Below are 17381 nucleotides of genomic sequence, written 5' to 3'. Positions count from 1 at the left end.
CATGAAAACCTTGGTGAACCCGGTCGTCGGCATCCATGCCGCTGTCTTCAGCCGCATCGAGGCAATCGGCGACCGCTGGCTGCTCGGCCTGCTGGCAAGAGGCGCCTTTGCCTCTGTGCTGCTGTTCTACTACTGGTCTTCCGCGGCCACGAAGATCGGCCCGGGCCTGACCGGCTTCCTGTCCATCGCTGACGGCGCGTATTACCAGATCCTGCCACCCGTCATCGAGTCCGCCGGCTACGACACCGCCAACGTCGCGCTCTTTCCCTGGAAGATCATCGTCGTGCTCGGCACCTATGCCGAGTTCGTCCTGCCGCTGCTCGTCGTGCTCGGTCTTTTCACGCGGATCGCCGCGCTGGGCATGATCGGCTTCGTCGCCGTCCAGAGCTTCGTCGACGTGGTCTTTCACGGCATCGGCGCTGAAGCCACCGGCGCTGTCTTCGACCGGTTCCCCGATGCGGTGATCGCCGACCAGCGCCTGCTCTGGGTGTTCCCGCTGCTCTACCTGGTGTTCAAGGGCGCCGGCCGCGTTTCTCTCGATGCGCTCCTTGGCCGGCGGACTGCTCCGGCGTTGCCGGCCCGGGCGACAGCCGCCGCATGAAAAAGGCGGTGCCCGGGGGCACCGCCTTCAGTCTGACCGGAGATGGAAACGCAGGGAAACGTTACTCGGCCTTGGCTTCGATCTGCTTGGCGTTGCCGGCACCGGCAATCGCGATCTTGCGCGGCTTCATCTCTTCGGGAATCTCGCGCTTGAGATCGATGTGGAGAAGACCGTTCACCAGTTCCGCACCCGTGACCTCGACGTGGTCGGCGAGCTGGAAGCGGCGTTCGAAGGCGCGCGCGGCAATGCCGCGGTGCAGGAAGTCACGGCCCTCGCCGTTTTCGTCCTCGCTCTTCTCGCCCTTCACGGTCAGCGCATTGCGCTTGGCCTCGATGGAGAGGTCAGCCTCGGAGAAGCCGGCCACCGCCATGGTGATGCGGTAGGCGTCATCGCCGGTGCGCTCGATGTTGTAGGGCGGATAGCTCTGGCCGTTGTCGGGCTGGCCAAGGCTGTCGAGCATGGTGAAGAGTCGGTCGAAGCCGACGGTCGAACGGTAGAGGGGCGAAAAATCAACGTGACGCATGAGAAAGTCCTCCATGGGAAGCGACGTGGTTTTGCGTTTGGCCTTGCGCGTGGAACCCTTCAGAGGCGTTCCGTTGCGGGCCAACAGCCCCGGGTCCGGCGGCTGCCACCCTGATTTGGGAATCCCTGTCCTGACTTTCAAGAGCCGCCGCCGCGGGCATCAGCGCCCACCTGAATGCAGGATGAACAGCGCCTTCCGTTGGCGTTCAGGCGCACCATGCCATTCTCCCTTCAACGCTCAGACGGCACTCAACGCCGGATGGCGGGGTGAGCCCGGGTGTACCGTCCCTTCCTCCCGGGTTCGCTTGGACCGGGGAGTGGCCACATGCCGCTTCCCGGTTCATCCATTCCGCCGGCCTCCGCCGGGACCATTTTCCACCATTCAACAATTTCTTTGCATTTGCGGTCGAGCCTGACTATTCGGGGCTGCGGGCACAAGCAAATGCACGGTCGATCACATGGATGTCGCCGCACGACAGGAAGACCACCTGCTGGTCGAGATACCCGGCAACCCCGTCCCGGCGGGCGCCGTCGCGGGTCACGTGGTCACTGCCGACGAGCTGAAGCTGCGCTATGCACGGTTTCCGGCGACCGGCCGCCCGCTGCGCGGCACGATCATCCTTCTCCATGGCCGCAACGAATGTATCGAGAAATACTTCGAGACGATCGTCGAACTGTCGGCCGCCGGCTTTGAATGCGCTACCTTCGACTGGCGCGGACAGGGCGGGTCCAGCCGTATGCTGCGCGACCCGTCCAAGGGCTACGTCGACAGTTTCGAGGCCTATGTCTCCGATTACGAGCAGGTCTTCGCCGACGTGATCCTGCCCGATTGCCGCGCACCGTTTCACGTGCTGGCCCACTCCACGGGCGCGCTGGTCGCCCTGCTTGCCAGCGACCTCATGGTCAATCGCGTGCGCCGCATGGTCCTGGCCTCGCCTTTGCTGGAACTCAGCCATCCGCCCTTTTCGCAGGCGATGGTTGGCGGACTGGCCAGGTTCCTGACCATGATCGGCCTTGGGACCATGTACATCGCCGGCGGCCGCCGGCCGCGAGAGATTGCGCCCTTCACCGGCAACAAGCTGACCAGCGACTACGCGCGATACATGCGTAATGGCATCCTGTACGAGAAACACCGCGAACTGGCGCTCGGCGGGCCAACTGCCGCCTGGGTGAATGCGGCCGTCCAGGCCATCCGCGAGGTGTCCGATCCGGAATATATTGCCGGCTTGCGCATTCCCACACTCATGGCCGCGGCCGGCGCCGACCAGATCGTGCCCTTGCGTGCCGTGGAGGAATATGGCCAGCGCATGCGCTCGGGGTCCTGCATCACCATCGACGGTGCGCGCCATGAAATCATGCAGGAAGCCGATATCTACCGCGCCCCCTTCCTTGCCGCGGCCCTGGCCTTCTTCACCGGCCAGCCGACCGCCTGAGCGCCGCCGTCAGGCGCCGTTGAGAAGCGCCAGCGCCTGTTCGTGCAGCGCCGGATTCCCCGACGCAAGGATGTCGCCGCCGGTTTCCGCCGGCCCGCCGTCCCATCGCGTCACGATGCCGCCGGCCTGCTCGATGATCGGGATGAGCCCGACGATGTCATAAGGCTTCAGGCCGCACTCGCAGGCAAAGTCGGCGTGTCCTGCCGCCACCATGGCGAAGGCATAGCAGTCGGTGCCGTAGCGCGGCAAACGGATCGCCGCCTCAAGCCGGTCGTAACCCCGCCGCTTGTCGCCCGCGTAGAGCGCCGGCGACGTCGTGAACAGGGTCGCCTCGCCGAGAGACCCTGTCGGCCGCGTCTTCAACTGCCGGGCGCCGCCGGGCCCTTCGTAATGGGCGCCGGTGGCGTCGCCGTAGTAGAGTTCGCCGGTGAACGGCTGCGCCATCATCCCGGCCACCGCATCGCCATCCCGGGTCAAGCCGAGCAGGGTGCCCCATACCGGCAGGCCGGAGATGAAGGCGCGTGTCCCGTCGATCGGGTCGAGAACCCAGACGTGTTCGCGGTCGAGCCCCTCCGCCCCCTCTTCCTCGCCCAGGATGCCATGGCCCGGGTAGGCCTTGCCGATCAGGTCGCGAATGGCGCGCTCGATGGCCCGGTCTGCTTCGGTCACCGGGTCGAAACCGGCATCCAGCTTGTTGTCGACGCTGACGCCGGTGCGAAAGCGCGGCAGGCCCTCGCGGGCCGCGACCGCGGCGGCTTCTCGAAAGAATTCGGCATATCCGGGCAGCGCCATGTCGGTGTCCTGTGAGCCGCGCCGTGACGCAGCGGTATGTGTACCAAGGGAGAAGATGAAAAGATTGTTAACGCGGGTTGACTTTTTTGCGGTGCAGCATAACCTGTAATCGGACAGGTTGATCCTGTCTATGCCCTCCTTGGGCGTTTCCTCCCTAGACTTGGACCGCGTCGCCCTGCGCCGCGGTCTTTTTTTACGACCGTCGGCCTACTCGGCGGCCATGACCGAGGGTGAAAGCCAGTCGGCGGGCATGCCTGTCAGGGCCTGGGTGAAACGCTCCAGGTCGTCGCGCAACGACGCGAAGCCGGCAGACGGCTCGTAGCTGGACTCGTCCAGGTAGAGGCCGCGGTTGATCTCGATCTGGATGGCGTGCAGCCCGCGCGGCGGCCGCCCGTAGTGCTCGGTGATGAACCCGCCCGCATAGGGCTTGTTGTAGGCAACGGCATAGCCCATCCCCTTGAGAAGCGAGATGGCATGTTCGCTCACCACGGCGCTGGCCGAGGTGCCGAACCGGTCGCCGACGATGAAGTCGGCCGAGCCGGACTTGTCGCCGGTCCGGACCGATGCCGGCATGGAATGGCAGTCGACGAGCACGGCATGGCCGAACCGGGCATGGGTGGACAGGAGCATCCGCCGCAGCCGGGCATGGTAAGGCTTGTAGACATGCTCCACCCGCAGCAGCGCTTCCGCCGCGCGCAGCTTGCCATCATAGATGTGCACGCCTTCCGACACGATGCGCGGAACGGTGCCGAGGCCGCCCGCCACCCGCACCGAGCGCATGTTGGCGAAGGACGGCAGACTGTCGCTGAACATCTTCGGGTCCAGTTCGAAGGCCTCGCGGTTCACGTCGAGATAGGCGCGCGGGAAATTGGCCGCCAGCAGGGGCGCGCCCTGGCGCGCGACATGGCGGAACAGCAGGTCGACATGGCAGTCCTCGGAACGGCGGATCCCGTGTGCGTCGAGGCGCACCATGTCGAGGAAGCGCCTGGGATAGTGGCGCCCGCTGTGCGGCGAATTGAAAACGAAGCAGACGGTCTGGCTGTCGGGTTCCACGACGTAATGGGCCGGGACACTCCGGAAATCGTCCGCCACGCCGGTATTCGCCTCGTTCATGCTGTCTCCGTCCCTCGATGAAAAGACAATGGCAGGCACCGCCGGGCCTGTCCAGCCGTTGCATGGCCGTGTTTCACGGCCTCGGAGGCGAAACTGCGGAACCTTTCGTTCACTTGATGTTTACTCCCCCAAAGGCATAGAATACCGATGGTTAACGCATGCGGGCGGGGCCCCGCGCATATGGAAATGGGATCATGACGCGCATCCTACTGGCAGAAGACGACAACGACATGCGCCGCTTTCTCGTGAAGGCGCTCGAGAAGGCCGGCTACGACGTCTGCGATTTCGACAACGGCGCCTCGGCGTTCGAGCGGCTGCGCGAGGAACCCTTCAACCTCCTGCTGACGGATATCGTGATGCCGGAGATGGACGGCATCGAGCTGGCGCGCCGCGCCACCGAGATCGACCCCGACCTGAAGGTGATGTTCATCACCGGCTTTGCCGCGGTTGCGCTTAACCCCGATTCCAAGGCACCCAAGGATGCGCGCATCCTGTCCAAGCCGTTCCACCTGCGCGACCTCGTGGCCGAGGTCTCCAAGATGCTGGAAGCGGCCTGAGCGGCCAGCCGCGACAGGTGTTTCACGCCGGCCGGGCCCGCGCCTTGCGCGGGCTTTTTTCATGCCTTCCCGGCGAAGCGTTTTTTGCCGCGCAACCCTATTGACGCCCGCCCCCGGTTTGTGGTCTATGCCGCTCCACGGATGGGCGTGTAGCTCAGCGGGAGAGCACTACGTTGACATCGTAGGGGTCACTGGTTCAATCCCAGTCACGCCCACCATCCTCAATTCCCTGACAGTATTGGACGTCGCGCGGCGAGACCCGCTCAACCTGCGGCCGGATCGCCATGTCGTCGAGTGCGCAGCCGCTGGCCGGTCATGCAGGACCCGGATAGGCGAGGCGCAGGCGTGCGGCCATGCTTCCCTGGTGTTCGATGCCTTGCATTTGCTGTAAAAGCGCGGCGCCGTCGTCACGGTGCCGGTCAAGCAGAACACTTCTCCCCACCGCTTCCGGTTGAGCCCGTCAGCGCCAATGACCGCGGAACCGTCCGCGTGATCGTCCACGATCCGGGAGAGGCGCATCCATCAATCCGTTGCCGATGGCGCCGGGCCACGACGAGAGGCGGTGTCCGGAGCCGTCCGGTTGATGAACCTGCGCGTTCCCGTCAAAAGAGCGCCCTTGCCGGTCAGATCCGCTCTTCCGGTCGCTTGCCAGCAATTGTATGATCGATCGGCAATCCGAAAGTTGGGAGGCTTTGGGTGCTGGAATACAGCCATGACTGGCGCCTCGTCGCGGTTGCTTTCGCCATCGCGCTGATGGCGGGTTTTACCGGCCTGTCGCTGACGCGCGGCGCGTCACGTCTCGACACGGGGCGGCGCAAGGCCGTCGTCTCCATGGCCTCGGTGGCGCTGGGTGGCGGCATCTGGTCGATGCATTTCGTGGCGATGCTGGGCCTGCAACTGCCCATCCTTTATTTCTACGACGTGCTGACCACGCTGATCTCGGCGCTTGTGGCCATCCTGATGACGGGCGTGGCCCTGCTGATCCTGCATTTCCGCAAGCGCACCAACGGCAACCTGGCGCTGGCCGGCGCCGTCATCGGGCTTGGCATCGTGGCAATGCACTACATCGGCATGTCCGGCATGGAATTGTGCCTGCCGGTCTACACCCCTTTCGGCCTCGGCGGCGCCTTCGCCGCCTCCATCGCCCTGTCGACGCTGGCGGTTCGCGTCGCCTATTCCGAACGCGGTCGGCGCAACATCGTGCTGGGAACCGGGTGCTTTGGCACTGCCGTCGTGCTCGTGCATTTCATTGCCATGGCCGGCACGGGCTTCCTGCCCGCCGGCGTGCCGGGCGCGATCGGCCCGGCGATCAGCAATGAGACGCTGGCCATCCTCGTCACCCTGTCGACCTTCCTGATTTCCGCGGCCTTCCTGCTGACCGGGATCACGTTCACCCCTCCCGCCGGACAGCCCGACAGCGGCGAAACGGCGCCGGCCGCGGCGGCCACATCCACCCAGGCCGGCCCCGTTCACGGGCAGGCCTGGCCGCAGAGCCTCGGCGCCGGCACCAGCCTGCGCGTCCCGCACGAGAAGGGCGGCAAGACCTTCTTTCTCGACCCGGCCGTGATATCCGCGGTACGCGCCGAGGGGCATTACACGCGGCTTCATGTCGGCGCGGAAACGCTGTTCTCGCCCTGGTCGATCTCGGAAGCGCAGGACCGCCTCACCCCCGCGGGCTTCCTGCGGGTGCATCGCAGCTACCTGATCAATCCCGCCCATGTGGTGAAGTTCGAGCGCCTGAAGGATTCCGGCCAGTGCTCGGTGCAGGGCGCCGAACATCTCTGGATTCCTGTCAGCCGAACCCGCCTGTCGCAATTCCGTGAGGAACTGGGACTCTAGGCTCCCGCTCGCGGCCCTTTTCGCAGTTCGTGCAGCAATGTCGCAGTTCGTGCACCAGCCGGCTGCACTCGTTGAATGGCACTGCGCCTGCAGCCACGCGCCGCCCTAGCCTGCCTGCAAATGCGTCCATTCGACGCATGAGTGGAGGAGCACATGATACCATCATCGTTCGAATACCACCGGCCGTCGGACCTGGCCGCGGCCATCGGACTTCTGGCCGAACATGGCGACGAGGCACGGGTGATCGCCGGCGGACACAGCCTGATCCCGCTGATGAAGATGCGCATGGCGGGCGCCACGCACCTGGTCGACCTGCAGGGGCTGGGCGACCTCAAGCGGATCACCGTGTCGGCCGACGGCATTTCCATCGGCGCCATGGTGACCCAGGCCGAACTCATCGCGCATGAGGGCCTGGCCGCGGCGGTGCCGCTTCTGCGCGAGGCCGCGTTGCAGATCGCCGATCCGCAGGTGCGCAACCTCGGCACGGTAGGCGGCAACGTGGCCAATGGCGATCCGGGCAACGACATGCCCGGCCTCATGCAGTGCCTCGGCGCGACCTTCACCCTGGAGGGCCCCGACGGCAGCCGTGACGTGGCGGCGCGCGAGTTTTACCACGGCGCCTATGTTACCGCGCGCGCCGATGACGAGATCCTCACCCATATCCGCTTTGCCCCGCCGGCCGGCGGCTACGCCTACGAAAAGCAGAAGCGCAAGATCGGCGACTATGCGACGGCGGCGGCGGCCGTCCTGCTCACCCGCAACGGCGGCACGGTCGCCTCGGCCTCCGTCGCCATGACCAACCTGTCTGACGTGCCGGTCTGGTCGCAGGCCGCCGGGGAGGCACTTGCCGGCAGCGATTGCGGCGACGAAGCGGTCAGGTCGGCCGTCACGGCCATGCTCGCCGACATCGACCCGCAGCAGGACAACCGCGGTCCCGTCGAGTTCAAGCGGCACGTGGCCGGCGTCATGCTCGCCCGCGCCATCAGCCGCGCCTGGTCGCGGGCCTGAGGGAGGAGAGCCAGATGGCAAAGAAGATGCAAGTCACCCTGACGGTGAACGGCGAGACGCGCGACGTGCTGGCCGAACCGCGCGAACTGCTGATCCACACCCTGCGCGAGCAGCTTGGAATCACCGGGCCGCATATCGGCTGCGAGACGACCCATTGCGGCGCCTGCACGGTGGACATGAACGGCAAGTCGGTAAAGGCCTGCACGGTATTCGTCGCGCAGGCCGATGGCGCCGATATCACAACGATCGAGGGCCTGGGCAATCCCGACGGGCTGCACGTGCTGCAGGAAATGTTCCGCGAGCATCACGGGCTTCAGTGCGGCTTCTGCACGCCGGGCATGATCACCCGCGCCCACCGGCTGCTCATCGAGAACCCGAACCCGACCGAGGAGGAGGTGCGTTTCGGCATGGCTGGAAACCTGTGCCGCTGCACCGGCTACCAGAACATCGTCAAGGCCATTCTCGCGGCCGCCAGCCAGATGAACCAGAAGGAGGCCGCGGAATGAACGACATGACGCCGAGCCGCGAACAGCGCATTGCAAACCTCAAGGGCATGGGCGCCAGCCGCAAGCGGGTGGAAGATGTCCGCTTCACCCAGGGCAAGGGCAATTACGTCGACGACATCAAGCTGCCCGGCATGCTGTTCGGCGATTTCGTCCGCTCGCCCTATGCCCATGCGCGCGTGAAATCCATCAACACCGAGGCCGCCATGGCATTGCCTGGCGTGATCGCGGTTCTGACCGCCGCCGACCTGGCGCCGCTCAACCTGCACTGGATGCCGACGCTGGCCGGCGACAAGCAGATGGTGCTGGCCGATGGCAAGGTGCTGTTCCAGGGCCAGGAAGTCGCGTTCGTCGTTGCAACCGACCGCTACATCGCGGCCGACGCCACGGAACTGGTGGACGTGGAATACGAGGAACTCCCGGTCGTCGTCGATCCGTTCAAGGCGCTGGAACCGGAAGCCCCGGTCCTGCGCGAGGATCTGGAGGGCAGCGCCGAGGGCGCCCATGGCCCGCGCCGCCACCACAACCACATCTTCCTGTGGGAAGCCGGCGAGAAGGAAGCGACCGAACAGGCCATCGATGCATCCGAGGTCGTCGCCGAGGAGATGGTCTATTACCACCGCACCCACCCCTGCCCGCTGGAAACCTGCGGCACGGTGGCGAGCATGGACAAGGTCAATGGCAAGCTGACCGTCTACGGCACGTTCCAGGCGCCGCACGTGGTGCGCACGGTCGCTTCGCTGCTGTCCGGCATCGAGGAACACAACATCCGCGTCGTCAGCCCCGATATCGGCGGCGGCTTCGGCAACAAGGTCGGCGTCTATCCCGGCTATGTCTGTGCCATCGTCGCCTCCATCGTCACCGGAAAGCCGGTGAAGTGGATCGAGGACCGCATGGAAAACCTCTCGGCCACGGCCTTTGCCCGCGACTACTGGATGAAGGGGCGCATCTCGGCCACGAAGGAGGGCAGGATCACCGGTCTGCACTGCCATGTCACGGCCGACCATGGCGCCTTCGATGCCTGCGCCGATCCGACCAAGTTCCCCGCCGGTTTCTTCCACATCTGCACGGGGTCCTATGACATTCCCGTCGCTTATGTCGGCGTGGATGGGGTCTACACCAACAAGGCGCCTGGTGGCGTGGCCTATCGCTGCTCGTTCCGCGTGACGGAAGCCGCCTATTTCATCGAGCGCATGATCGAGGTTCTGGCCATCGAACTGGGCATGGACGCCGCTGAATTGCGCCGCATCAACTTCATCTGCAAGGACCAGTTCCCGTACCAGTCGGCGCTGGGCTGGGAATATGATTCCGGCGATTATCACACCGCCTGGGACAAGGCGCTGGAAGCCGTCGGGTACAAGGAGCTGCGCGCCGAACAGGCGCAGCGGATCGAGGACTTCAAGGCCGGCCGTACGCGCAAGCTGCTCGGCATCGGGCTCACCCATTTCACCGAGATCGTCGGGGCCGGACCGGTCAAGAACTGCGACATTCTCGGCATGGGCATGTTCGACAGCTGCGAGATCCGCATCCATCCGACCGGCAGCGCCATCGCCCGCCTCGGGACGATCAGCCAGGGCCAGGGCCATGCCACGACCTTCGCCCAGATCATTGCCAGCGAAACCGGCCTGCCCGCCGACAGCATCACCATCGAGGAAGGCGACACCGATACCGCGCCCTACGGCCTCGGCACCTATGGCAGCCGTTCCACGCCGGTTGCCGGTGCGGCCACGGCGCTGTGCGGCCGCAAGATCCGCGCCAAGGCGCAGATGATTGCCGCCTACCTGCTGGAGGTGCATGACGGCGACCTGGAATGGGATGTCGACCGGTTCGTGGTCAAGGGCGCGCCCGAACGCTTCAAGACCATGAAGGAGATCGCCTACGCCGCCTACAACCAGGCCATCCCGGGTCTGGAACCGGGCCTGGAAGCGGTCAGCTACTACGATCCGCCGAACATGACCTATCCCTTCGGCGCCTACATCGCCGTCATGGAGATCGATGTCGATACGGGCGAGCACGAAGTCCGGCAGTTCTACGCGCTGGACGATTGCGGAACCCGCATCAACCCGATGGTGATCGAGGGGCAGGTCCATGGCGGCGCGACCGAGGGCTATGCCATCGCCATGGGCCAGGAGATTGCCTATGACGAGATTGGCAACGTCAAGACCGGCACGCTGATGGACTTCTTCCTGCCCACGGCCTGGGAGACGCCCCATTACACGACCGACCATACCGAGACGCCCTCGCCGCATCATCCGATCGGCGCCAAGGGTGTGGGCGAAAGCCCGAACGTCGGCTCGGTCCCGGCCTTCTCGAACGCGGTGCACGATGCCTTCCGCGCCTTCGGCCTGCGCCATTCGCACATGCCGCACGATCACTGGCGCATCTGGAAGATCGCCCGCGATCTCGGGCTCCACGGATGAAAAGGGAGGGGGCGGCGCAGGCCTTGCCTGGCGTCGTCCCGCCACCACCCATGACAGGACCCGCTGACATCCAGTCCGGCCTGGCCGGCCAGGGCTACGTTGCCACCCCCGATCTCGCCATGGCGCTCCACCTGGCGCTCCAGCTTGGCCGACCGCTTTTGCTGGAAGGCGCCGCCGGCGTGGGCAAGACCGAGGTCGCGCGTGCGTTGGCGCAGTGGAAGTCCTGCGCGCTGATCCGCCTGCAATGCTACGAGGGGCTGGATGCAGCCCAGGCCATCTACGAATGGAATTACCAGCGCCAGCTGCTGGCCATCCGCGCCCACGCCGAGGCCGGCGAGACCGGCGATGCGGTCGAGGCGCGGCTTTTCTCCGAGGACTACCTGCTGGAGCGCCCGCTGCTGCGCGCCCTGCGCCAGCCCGTCGCCCCGGTCCTGCTGATCGACGAGATCGACCGCGCCGACGAGGAGTTCGAGGCCTATCTCCTGGAGGTCCTTTCCGACTTCCAGATCACCATTCCCGAACTCGGCACCATCGCCGCCACCACCCGGCCCATGGTGATCCTGACCGCCAACGGAACGCGCGACCTGTCCGATGCGCTGCGCCGGCGCTGCCTCTACGCCCATGTCGACTATCCCGACCGCGCCACCGAACTCGCCATCCTGCAAGCGCGCTGCCCGCAGGTGGAAGACGCTCTGGCCGGGCAGATCGTCGCCTTTGTGCAGTCGCTGCGCCGCGAGGAACTGGAGAAGAAGCCCGGCATCGCGGAGATGCTGGATTTCGCTGCCGCGCTGGCCGGTCTCGGCCTCGCCGACCTCTCCGACGACCCGGCCATCCTGCAGGCGGCGCTGGCTACTCTGCTCAAGACCCAGGCCGACCGCGCCGCCATCACCACCGAAGTTGCCCAACGCCTGGCGGGGAAAGCGGCATGAGGGGCGCCGTCACCCGCTTTGCCGCGCGCGATCCCGGCCCGGCCGCCCGGATCGTCGGTTTCATGGCGCACCTGCGCGACAACGGCTTCCGACTTGGCATCGCCGAAACCGAAACAGCGCTGGCCGCGCTGGCCGCGACGCCGGCCGACGAGGCGTCGGTGCGCGGCGCACTGAAAACGGTCGCCTGCGGCTCTGTGGAGGACTGGGCGCGTTTCGACGCGATCTTCGACAGCTACTGGCGCAATGGCGGGCGGGTGCGCACGAGGGCGGTCCCCTCGGCCAGCCCTGCCCATACCCGGAACAGCCGAACCGCCGAAGGACGGACCGGCGCGTCCGGCAGCAAGGCGGACGCGCCCGACAGCGATGGCACGGGGGAAAGCGAAAACGGCGGCGAAGGCCGCCTTGTGGCCACCACCATCACCAACCGGATGAAGAAGGACCTGCGCGAGCTGGTCGCGCCCGAAGACATCCGCGCCGCGGAACAGCTGGCGCATCGCCTCGGGCTGGCCCTGCGCGACCGCCGTTCGCGACGGTCCCGGGCGGACCGGCGCGGCGCGCGCGTCGACCTGCGCCGCACAATCCGCGCATCTCTGGCCACCGGCGGCGAACCCATGCGCCTTGCCTTCCGCCAGAAGCCGGATCGCCCGGTGCGCATCACGGCGCTGGTCGATGTGTCAGGCTCGATGACACCCTATGCCCGCCCCTTTCTCGCCTTCCTGGCCGGACTGATGCGCGCCGATGCATCCGCCGATGCATACCTGTTCCACACCCGCCTGGTGCGCGTGACGGAGGCGTTGCGCGACGACGATCCCTTGCGCGCGCTCAACCGGATGACACTGCTGGCCGACGGCTTTGGCGGCGGCAGCCGGATCGGCGCCGGCCTCCATCATTTCGCCACCACCCATGCCCGCCGCCTCGTCAACGGGCGCAGCGTCGTCATCATCCTCTCCGACGGGTATGACAGCGCGCCATCGGACGAACTCGCCGCCGCCCTCGAGCGCCTTTCCCGGCGTGGCTGCCGCATCCTTTGGCTCAACCCGCTTAAGGGCTGGCGCGACTATGCCCCCGTGGCCGCCGGCATGGCCGCCGCCCTGCCCTACCTCGATCTCTTCGCCCCCGCCGCGACGCTCGAAGACCTTGCAGCCCTTGAGAAGGAGCTTGCCCGCCTATGACCGCTTCACGCCTCGATAACCGTTTTCAGACAACGCTGGAGAGCCTGCGCAATGCCGGCGAACCCTTCGCCATCGCCACCGTGGTGCGCACCGTCGATGCCACCAGCGCCAAGCCGGGCGCCAAGGCCATCGTGCTCGCCGACGGCACCATCGCCGAAGGCTGGGTGGGCGGTGGCTGCGCCCGCTCCGCGGTCGGCAAGGCCGGCGCCGCCGCAATCCGCGATTGCCGGGCGCAATTCGTATCGCTCCGCCCGGAAGAATTGCTGACCGCCGACGGCGTATCGCCGGGCGAGGAGCGCCACGGCATTCGCTTTGCCCGCAACGGTTGCCCGTCGAAAGGCTCGATGGACATCTTTATCGAACCGGTGCTGCCCATGCCCCGACTCGTTGTCTTCGGCGCAAGTCCCGTGGCGCTGGCACTGTCGGCCCTGGCAGCCCATTTCGACCTCCACCGCACGCTGGCCGCACCGGACCTGCGCGAAGGCCCGGCAGACCAGGTGCAGGACGGCTTTGCCCTCGATGCCCGGCCCGGCGGTCAGCGCTTCATCGTTGTTGCCACGCAGGGCAAGGGCGATGAAGCGGCATTGCGCGCCGCCCTGTCATCGTCGGCTGATCACATTGCCTTCGTCGGCTCGCGGCGCAAGTTCGCAACCCTGGCCGAACGCCTGCGCGCCGACGGCATCGACGACGCGTCGCTGGCCCGCGTCAAGGCCCCCGCAGGGCTCGACATTCATGCCATCACGCCCGAGGAGATCGCCCTGTCGATCCTGGCTGAAATCACGGTGCTGCGCCGCTCTGGCGGACGGGGAGACGCACATGGCTGAAACCCCGGCGCCGTCAAAAGAGAAACCGCCACCGAAACCGGGATTGCTCGCCCGCATCCTTCTGCCGTCCACGCCTGAGGACCTGGCCCTCTTGACCGGGTTCAAACTTCCCTGCTGTTGAGGAAAACGATGAACCTTTCCGACGAACTGACCATTCCCGCCCCTCGCTCCCGCGTCTACGAGGCCCTGCAGGACCCGGAAATCCTGCGCCGCTGCATCCCCGGCTGCGAGGAACTCACCAAGGTGTCCGACAGCGAACTGGAAGCAAAGGTCGCGCTGAAGATCGGCCCGATCAAGGCGCGTTTTTCCGGCAACGTCACGCTCAATCCGGAAAACCCGCCGCAGACATTCTCACTGTCGGGCGAAGGCAATGGCGGCATTGCCGGCTTCGCCCGCGGCGGTGCCACCGTCAAGCTGGAAGACCGGGGCGACGAAACCCTGCTGCGATACGAGGCCACGGCCGATATCGGCGGAAAGCTGGCGCAACTGGGCTCGCGCCTCATCCAGGGCACGGCGAAGAAGCTGGCCGCCCAGTTCTTCGAATCGTTGAGGACGGAATTGACCCACGCGCGGGAGACCGCGTGATTGCCGCCCTGCAGGTCCTTGCCGCCCCCCCTGCCGGCCGGACCTGCATGGACTTGCATTCGGCGGCGCGATAGCGGTCCGGCTGGCGCCGGATCGGCTCCGTCCGGGCAAACCGGTCCGAGGCAGCCGGGCCCTGTCACAGCTTCCGATCAGGCGGCCGCAGCCTGCCCTTCGTTCCGCCGGTGCATGCCTCTCTGGTCGGCAGCCCCGTAGCCGGCCGCGCCGACCTGGAACTGCGCCACGAGCCGGCTGAGCGTTCCGGCCTCCTTTTCCAGCCCGTGCGTAGCAGCCGTGGTCTGCTCCACCATCGCGGCATTGGTCTGAGTCGAATGATCGATGCTGGAGACCGCGATGCTGACCTCGGCGAGGCTGGTGGACTGCTGCGCGGCCGCCGCGGCGATAGCCGACACATGCGCATTGACCTGCTGCACTTCCTCGATGATGCCGGACAGTGCCTCACCGGTGCGGTTCACCAGGTCGACGCCGTCCTTCACTTCGCTGGCCGATGACTGGATGAGTGCCTGGATTTCCTTCGCCGACCGGGCGGAGCGCTGCGCCAGTTCGCGCACCTCCCCGGCCACGACGCCGAATCCGCTTCCCGCTTCGCCGGCGCGCGCAGCCTCCACGCCGGCATTGAGTGCCAGCAGGTTGGTCTGGAAGGCAATGTCGTCGATGACAGCGATGATCTGTTCGATTTCCTTGGATGACGCGGCAATCCGGCCGATCGACTCGACCGCCTGGCGCACGACATCGCCCGATTTCTCGGCCGCCTGCGTCGCCTTCCCGACAATGCGGCCGACTTCCGCGGCACGTGCGGCCGAATCCTTGACCGCCGTGGTGATTTCCTCGATCGCGGCGGCCGTTTCCTCCACCGAGGCCGCCTGCTGCTCCGTGCGTCCGGCCAGGTCGTCGGAAGCCACCCGGATTTCCCTGACGCCGGCATCGATGTTGCGCACGCCGTCCTGCACGCTGGCCAGCGTTTCCTGCAGCCGGTCCATCGAGACATTGTAGTTTTCGCGCAACGCGTCGAGCGTATCGACGAAATGGTGTTCGATGCGGTAGGTCACGTCGCCATCGGCCAGCCGGTTGAGGCCGCCGCCGAGTTCACCCACGGCGAAGCGCGTGCTTTCCGCCTGCCGCTTGATGCGCTCTGCCTCTTCTTCCGAACGCCGCGCATCGTCTTCGGCACGCCGCGCCTGAACCGCCGCCTCCTCCTCCACACGCCGGCGGATCGCCTCCTTGAGGTCCAGCACCGACCGGGCCATGTCGCCCAGTTCGTTCGACTGGCTGGCATAGGTGATGTCCGCGTCCAGGTTTCCGGCCGCCATGCCCTTGAGAATCGAAGACAGCCCTTTGAGGGGACCGTTGATGCTGCGCACCAGGAAGACGAGGAACACGGCCATGCCAAGCGTGGCAAGAACGAGGGCCGCGGCGGTGAACCGGAGACTGGAGGACGCCCGTTCCTCGCCCAGGGCCGCCCTGGACTTGATGTCTTCGGAGGCGACCAGCGCGACCTTGTTGAGCCGCTCGATCCACGCCGTGGCCGTATCGAACCAATGCTTGCCGTCGAGCCCGAAGACCATGCCGTTGACACCGCCCATGATCAGGCTCTGGCGCATCGAGGCGAGTTCCCGCGGAAGGCCTTCGCCGTAGATTTCCCGCACCTGGGCACCGGTATCGCCCTCGACCGCCGAGAGGAAGCGTTCCATCAGGAACGACTGCCCGCCCATCAGGTCGACGAAGCGGCCGAAGCCGCCATCCTGGAACCGGTTGGCTCCGATGGCCGCGGCACCGAGGCCACGCTCCTGGCCGGCCAGTTCCTTGGCCGTCACCGCGTCCAGGTAGGCGTCGAATTCGCGCGACAGCTCGGGATCGCCCAGGAGGCCCGTCATTTCGCGGCTCGTGTTCAGGATGGCGGCGATGGTCGCGGTGTAATAGCCGCCCGCCTCTCCGGCCGTCAGGTCCAGCGCATCGATCCTGTCCCTCATGCCGGCAAGCTTCTGCAATTGAGCGGACATGGTCTCGACCGCTCCGGCGAAACTCGCCGCATCGAAGCCGTTCAGCGTCGCCCCGGTCTCCGCGATGCCGGCAAGGGCGAGGTCCGTGTCCTTGCGGGCGGCGATCAGTTCGCTCCCCATGTCCCGCCCCTGAGACCCGACATGGGCGAACGAGTAGCCGCGCTCCTTCTGCAGCATGTGGATCGCCGTCGACAGCACGCGCTCCTGCCGGATCAGCGATTGCGTGGCGCCGTAGTGGTCGGCGTCCGCCTTGAGGGACAGGATCTGCATCACCGCGAAAATGGTGAAGGCGGCCATGGGAACGAGGGAAGCGCAGAGAATGCGCGTGGAAATTCGGAACCGTTGGAGGAGCATGGGATAAACTCGTGTTCTGACCGCAACGCCACGAACCGAACGGTGCCGCGACGCACGATCCAACTGGATGAAACGACAATCGGGGGTCGCCATCATGGCGGAGGCTTTTCGGAGAACCGTCCCTCTACAGCTTCCGACACGGCCGGAAATTCGGCGGGAAAAGTGAACGGAGGGTTTAGCCCGCAGGGCGAGACCATACGTGACCGAAAGACGCATGCCGCACATTTTCGCTGCGGCAACGGCTTCGCCAATTGGTTCAGGTCGAGGCGCGGCCGGGGCTAGTGCCTGATTCCGGCCAGGCAGAAGCTTGCGATGGCCGCGGCATTTTCCTTCTGCCGGCTAGGCTCGCTTTCGGCGTCCGGCGCCAGGGAACCGATCAGCCCTTCCATGAAGGCACCGACGATGCAGGTGGCGGCGATCCTCGGATCCTGGTCGCGGAATTCTCCGCGCCGGATCCCGTCCCGCACGATTTCCTCGAAAACGCCGGCAATGGCACGCCGGTATTGCAGGCGGGTCGTCTCGACGGCGGGATCCAGCGGTTCGAAGATCAGCCCGTAGGCGAGCCGCCGGCCCTGCATCGCGCGCCGGGCAAATGTTCGCACCCCATCGCGGATCCTGTCGGAGGCCGATGCATCGGTTTCGGCGATGGCCTGCATGACATCGACTTCCCGTTGCGACGTCGTGCTGACGATGGCGGCGCACAGGTCTGCA

General features: G+C 66.3%; 16 protein-coding genes and 1 tRNA gene. 12 read left to right on the top strand and 5 right to left on the bottom strand.

The genetic code is table 11. The features are described 5' to 3' along the window. Nucleotide 1: 1 nt before the first annotated feature. Nucleotides 2-601: a DoxX family membrane protein gene (locus tag CSC94_RS09275; protein ID WP_205853268.1), complete on the top strand. Its 600-nt coding sequence runs from the start codon at nucleotides 2-4 to the stop codon at nucleotides 599-601. A 61-nt stretch (nucleotides 602-662) separates the two neighbouring features. Here CSC94_RS09275 and CSC94_RS09270 read toward each other — a convergent pair whose 3' ends face one another. After that, nucleotides 663-1124: an Hsp20 family protein gene (locus CSC94_RS09270; RefSeq protein WP_099306246.1), complete on the bottom strand. Its 462-nt coding sequence runs from the start codon at nucleotides 1122-1124 to the stop codon at nucleotides 663-665. Nucleotides 1125-1581: 457 nt separating this feature from the next. On the opposite strand from CSC94_RS09270, the gene CSC94_RS09265 reads away from it, so the two are divergent. After that, on the top strand, nucleotides 1582-2556 hold the full coding sequence (locus CSC94_RS09265; protein ID WP_099306051.1) for an alpha/beta fold hydrolase: 975 nt from the start codon (nucleotides 1582-1584) through the stop codon (nucleotides 2554-2556). 9 nt (nucleotides 2557-2565) lie between these two features. Here CSC94_RS09265 and hisN read toward each other — a convergent pair whose 3' ends face one another. Further along, nucleotides 2566-3348: a histidinol-phosphatase gene (gene hisN / locus CSC94_RS09260; RefSeq protein ID WP_099306050.1), complete on the bottom strand. Its 783-nt coding sequence runs from the start codon at nucleotides 3346-3348 to the stop codon at nucleotides 2566-2568. 207 nt (nucleotides 3349-3555) lie between these two features. Next, nucleotides 3556-4461 (bottom strand): N-formylglutamate amidohydrolase, encoded by a 906-nt coding sequence (locus CSC94_RS09255; RefSeq protein WP_099306049.1) that lies wholly within the window; start codon nucleotides 4459-4461, stop codon nucleotides 3556-3558. Nucleotides 4462-4655: 194 nt separating this feature from the next. Between CSC94_RS09255 and cpdR the strand changes: the two genes are divergently transcribed. The 10 genes from cpdR (at nucleotide 4656) to CSC94_RS09205 (ending at nucleotide 14298) form a co-directional block, all read left to right on the top strand. Further along, entirely contained in the window at nucleotides 4656-5018 is a 363-nt protein-coding gene (gene cpdR / locus CSC94_RS09250) for a cell cycle two-component system response regulator CpdR (protein ID WP_099306048.1), read from the top strand. Nucleotides 5019-5161: 143 nt separating this feature from the next. After that, nucleotides 5162-5236, top strand: a tRNA-Val gene (locus tag CSC94_RS09245). Nucleotides 5237-5714: 478 nt separating this feature from the next. Then, complete coding sequence (locus tag CSC94_RS09240) at nucleotides 5715-6857, top strand: MHYT domain-containing protein (protein WP_099306047.1); 1143 nt, start codon at nucleotides 5715-5717, stop codon at nucleotides 6855-6857. Nucleotides 6858-7010: 153 nt separating this feature from the next. Further along, nucleotides 7011-7865, top strand: a complete 855-nt coding sequence (locus tag CSC94_RS09235) for an FAD binding domain-containing protein (RefSeq protein ID WP_099306046.1) — start codon at nucleotides 7011-7013, stop codon at nucleotides 7863-7865. A gap of 14 nt (nucleotides 7866-7879) precedes the next feature. Next, complete coding sequence (locus CSC94_RS09230; RefSeq protein WP_099306045.1) at nucleotides 7880-8371, top strand: (2Fe-2S)-binding protein; 492 nt, start codon at nucleotides 7880-7882, stop codon at nucleotides 8369-8371. Further along, a complete protein-coding gene (locus CSC94_RS09225) occupies nucleotides 8368-10788 on the top strand; it encodes an aerobic carbon-monoxide dehydrogenase large subunit (protein WP_099306044.1) in 2421 nt (806 codons plus the stop codon). The genes CSC94_RS09230 and CSC94_RS09225 overlap by 4 nt, the downstream gene beginning before the upstream one ends. A 50-nt stretch (nucleotides 10789-10838) precedes the next feature. Continuing rightward, entirely contained in the window at nucleotides 10839-11717 is an 879-nt protein-coding gene (locus tag CSC94_RS09220) for an AAA family ATPase (RefSeq protein WP_099306043.1), read from the top strand. Then, nucleotides 11714-12889 carry a vWA domain-containing protein gene (locus CSC94_RS09215; RefSeq protein ID WP_099306042.1) on the top strand — a complete coding sequence of 392 codons (1176 nt, stop codon included), beginning with the start codon at nucleotides 11714-11716 and terminating at the stop codon, nucleotides 12887-12889. The genes CSC94_RS09220 and CSC94_RS09215 overlap by 4 nt, the downstream gene beginning before the upstream one ends. Continuing rightward, nucleotides 12886-13713: an XdhC family protein gene (locus tag CSC94_RS09210; protein ID WP_099306041.1), complete on the top strand. Its 828-nt coding sequence runs from the start codon at nucleotides 12886-12888 to the stop codon at nucleotides 13711-13713. The genes CSC94_RS09215 and CSC94_RS09210 overlap by 4 nt, the downstream gene beginning before the upstream one ends. Before the next feature lie 129 nt (nucleotides 13714-13842). Further along, entirely contained in the window at nucleotides 13843-14298 is a 456-nt protein-coding gene (locus tag CSC94_RS09205) for an SRPBCC family protein (RefSeq protein ID WP_099306040.1), read from the top strand. A gap of 149 nt (nucleotides 14299-14447) precedes the next feature. Here the strand turns inward: CSC94_RS09205 and CSC94_RS09200 are convergent, their stop codons facing one another. Continuing rightward, nucleotides 14448-16670 carry a methyl-accepting chemotaxis protein gene (locus CSC94_RS09200; protein ID WP_165784385.1) on the bottom strand — a complete coding sequence of 741 codons (2223 nt, stop codon included), beginning with the start codon at nucleotides 16668-16670 and terminating at the stop codon, nucleotides 14448-14450. A 278-nt stretch (nucleotides 16671-16948) separates the two neighbouring features. After that, nucleotides 16949-17326 (bottom strand): TetR-type transcription factor C-terminal domain-containing protein, encoded by a 378-nt coding sequence (locus tag CSC94_RS09195; protein WP_165784384.1) that lies wholly within the window; start codon nucleotides 17324-17326, stop codon nucleotides 16949-16951. Nucleotides 17327-17381 lie beyond the last annotated feature (55 nt).

Source organism: Zhengella mangrovi (assembly GCF_002727065.1).
Taxonomy (GTDB): Bacteria; Pseudomonadota; Alphaproteobacteria; order Rhizobiales; family Rhizobiaceae; genus Zhengella; species Zhengella mangrovi.
This window is presented reverse-complemented; position numbering and strand designations above follow the sequence as displayed.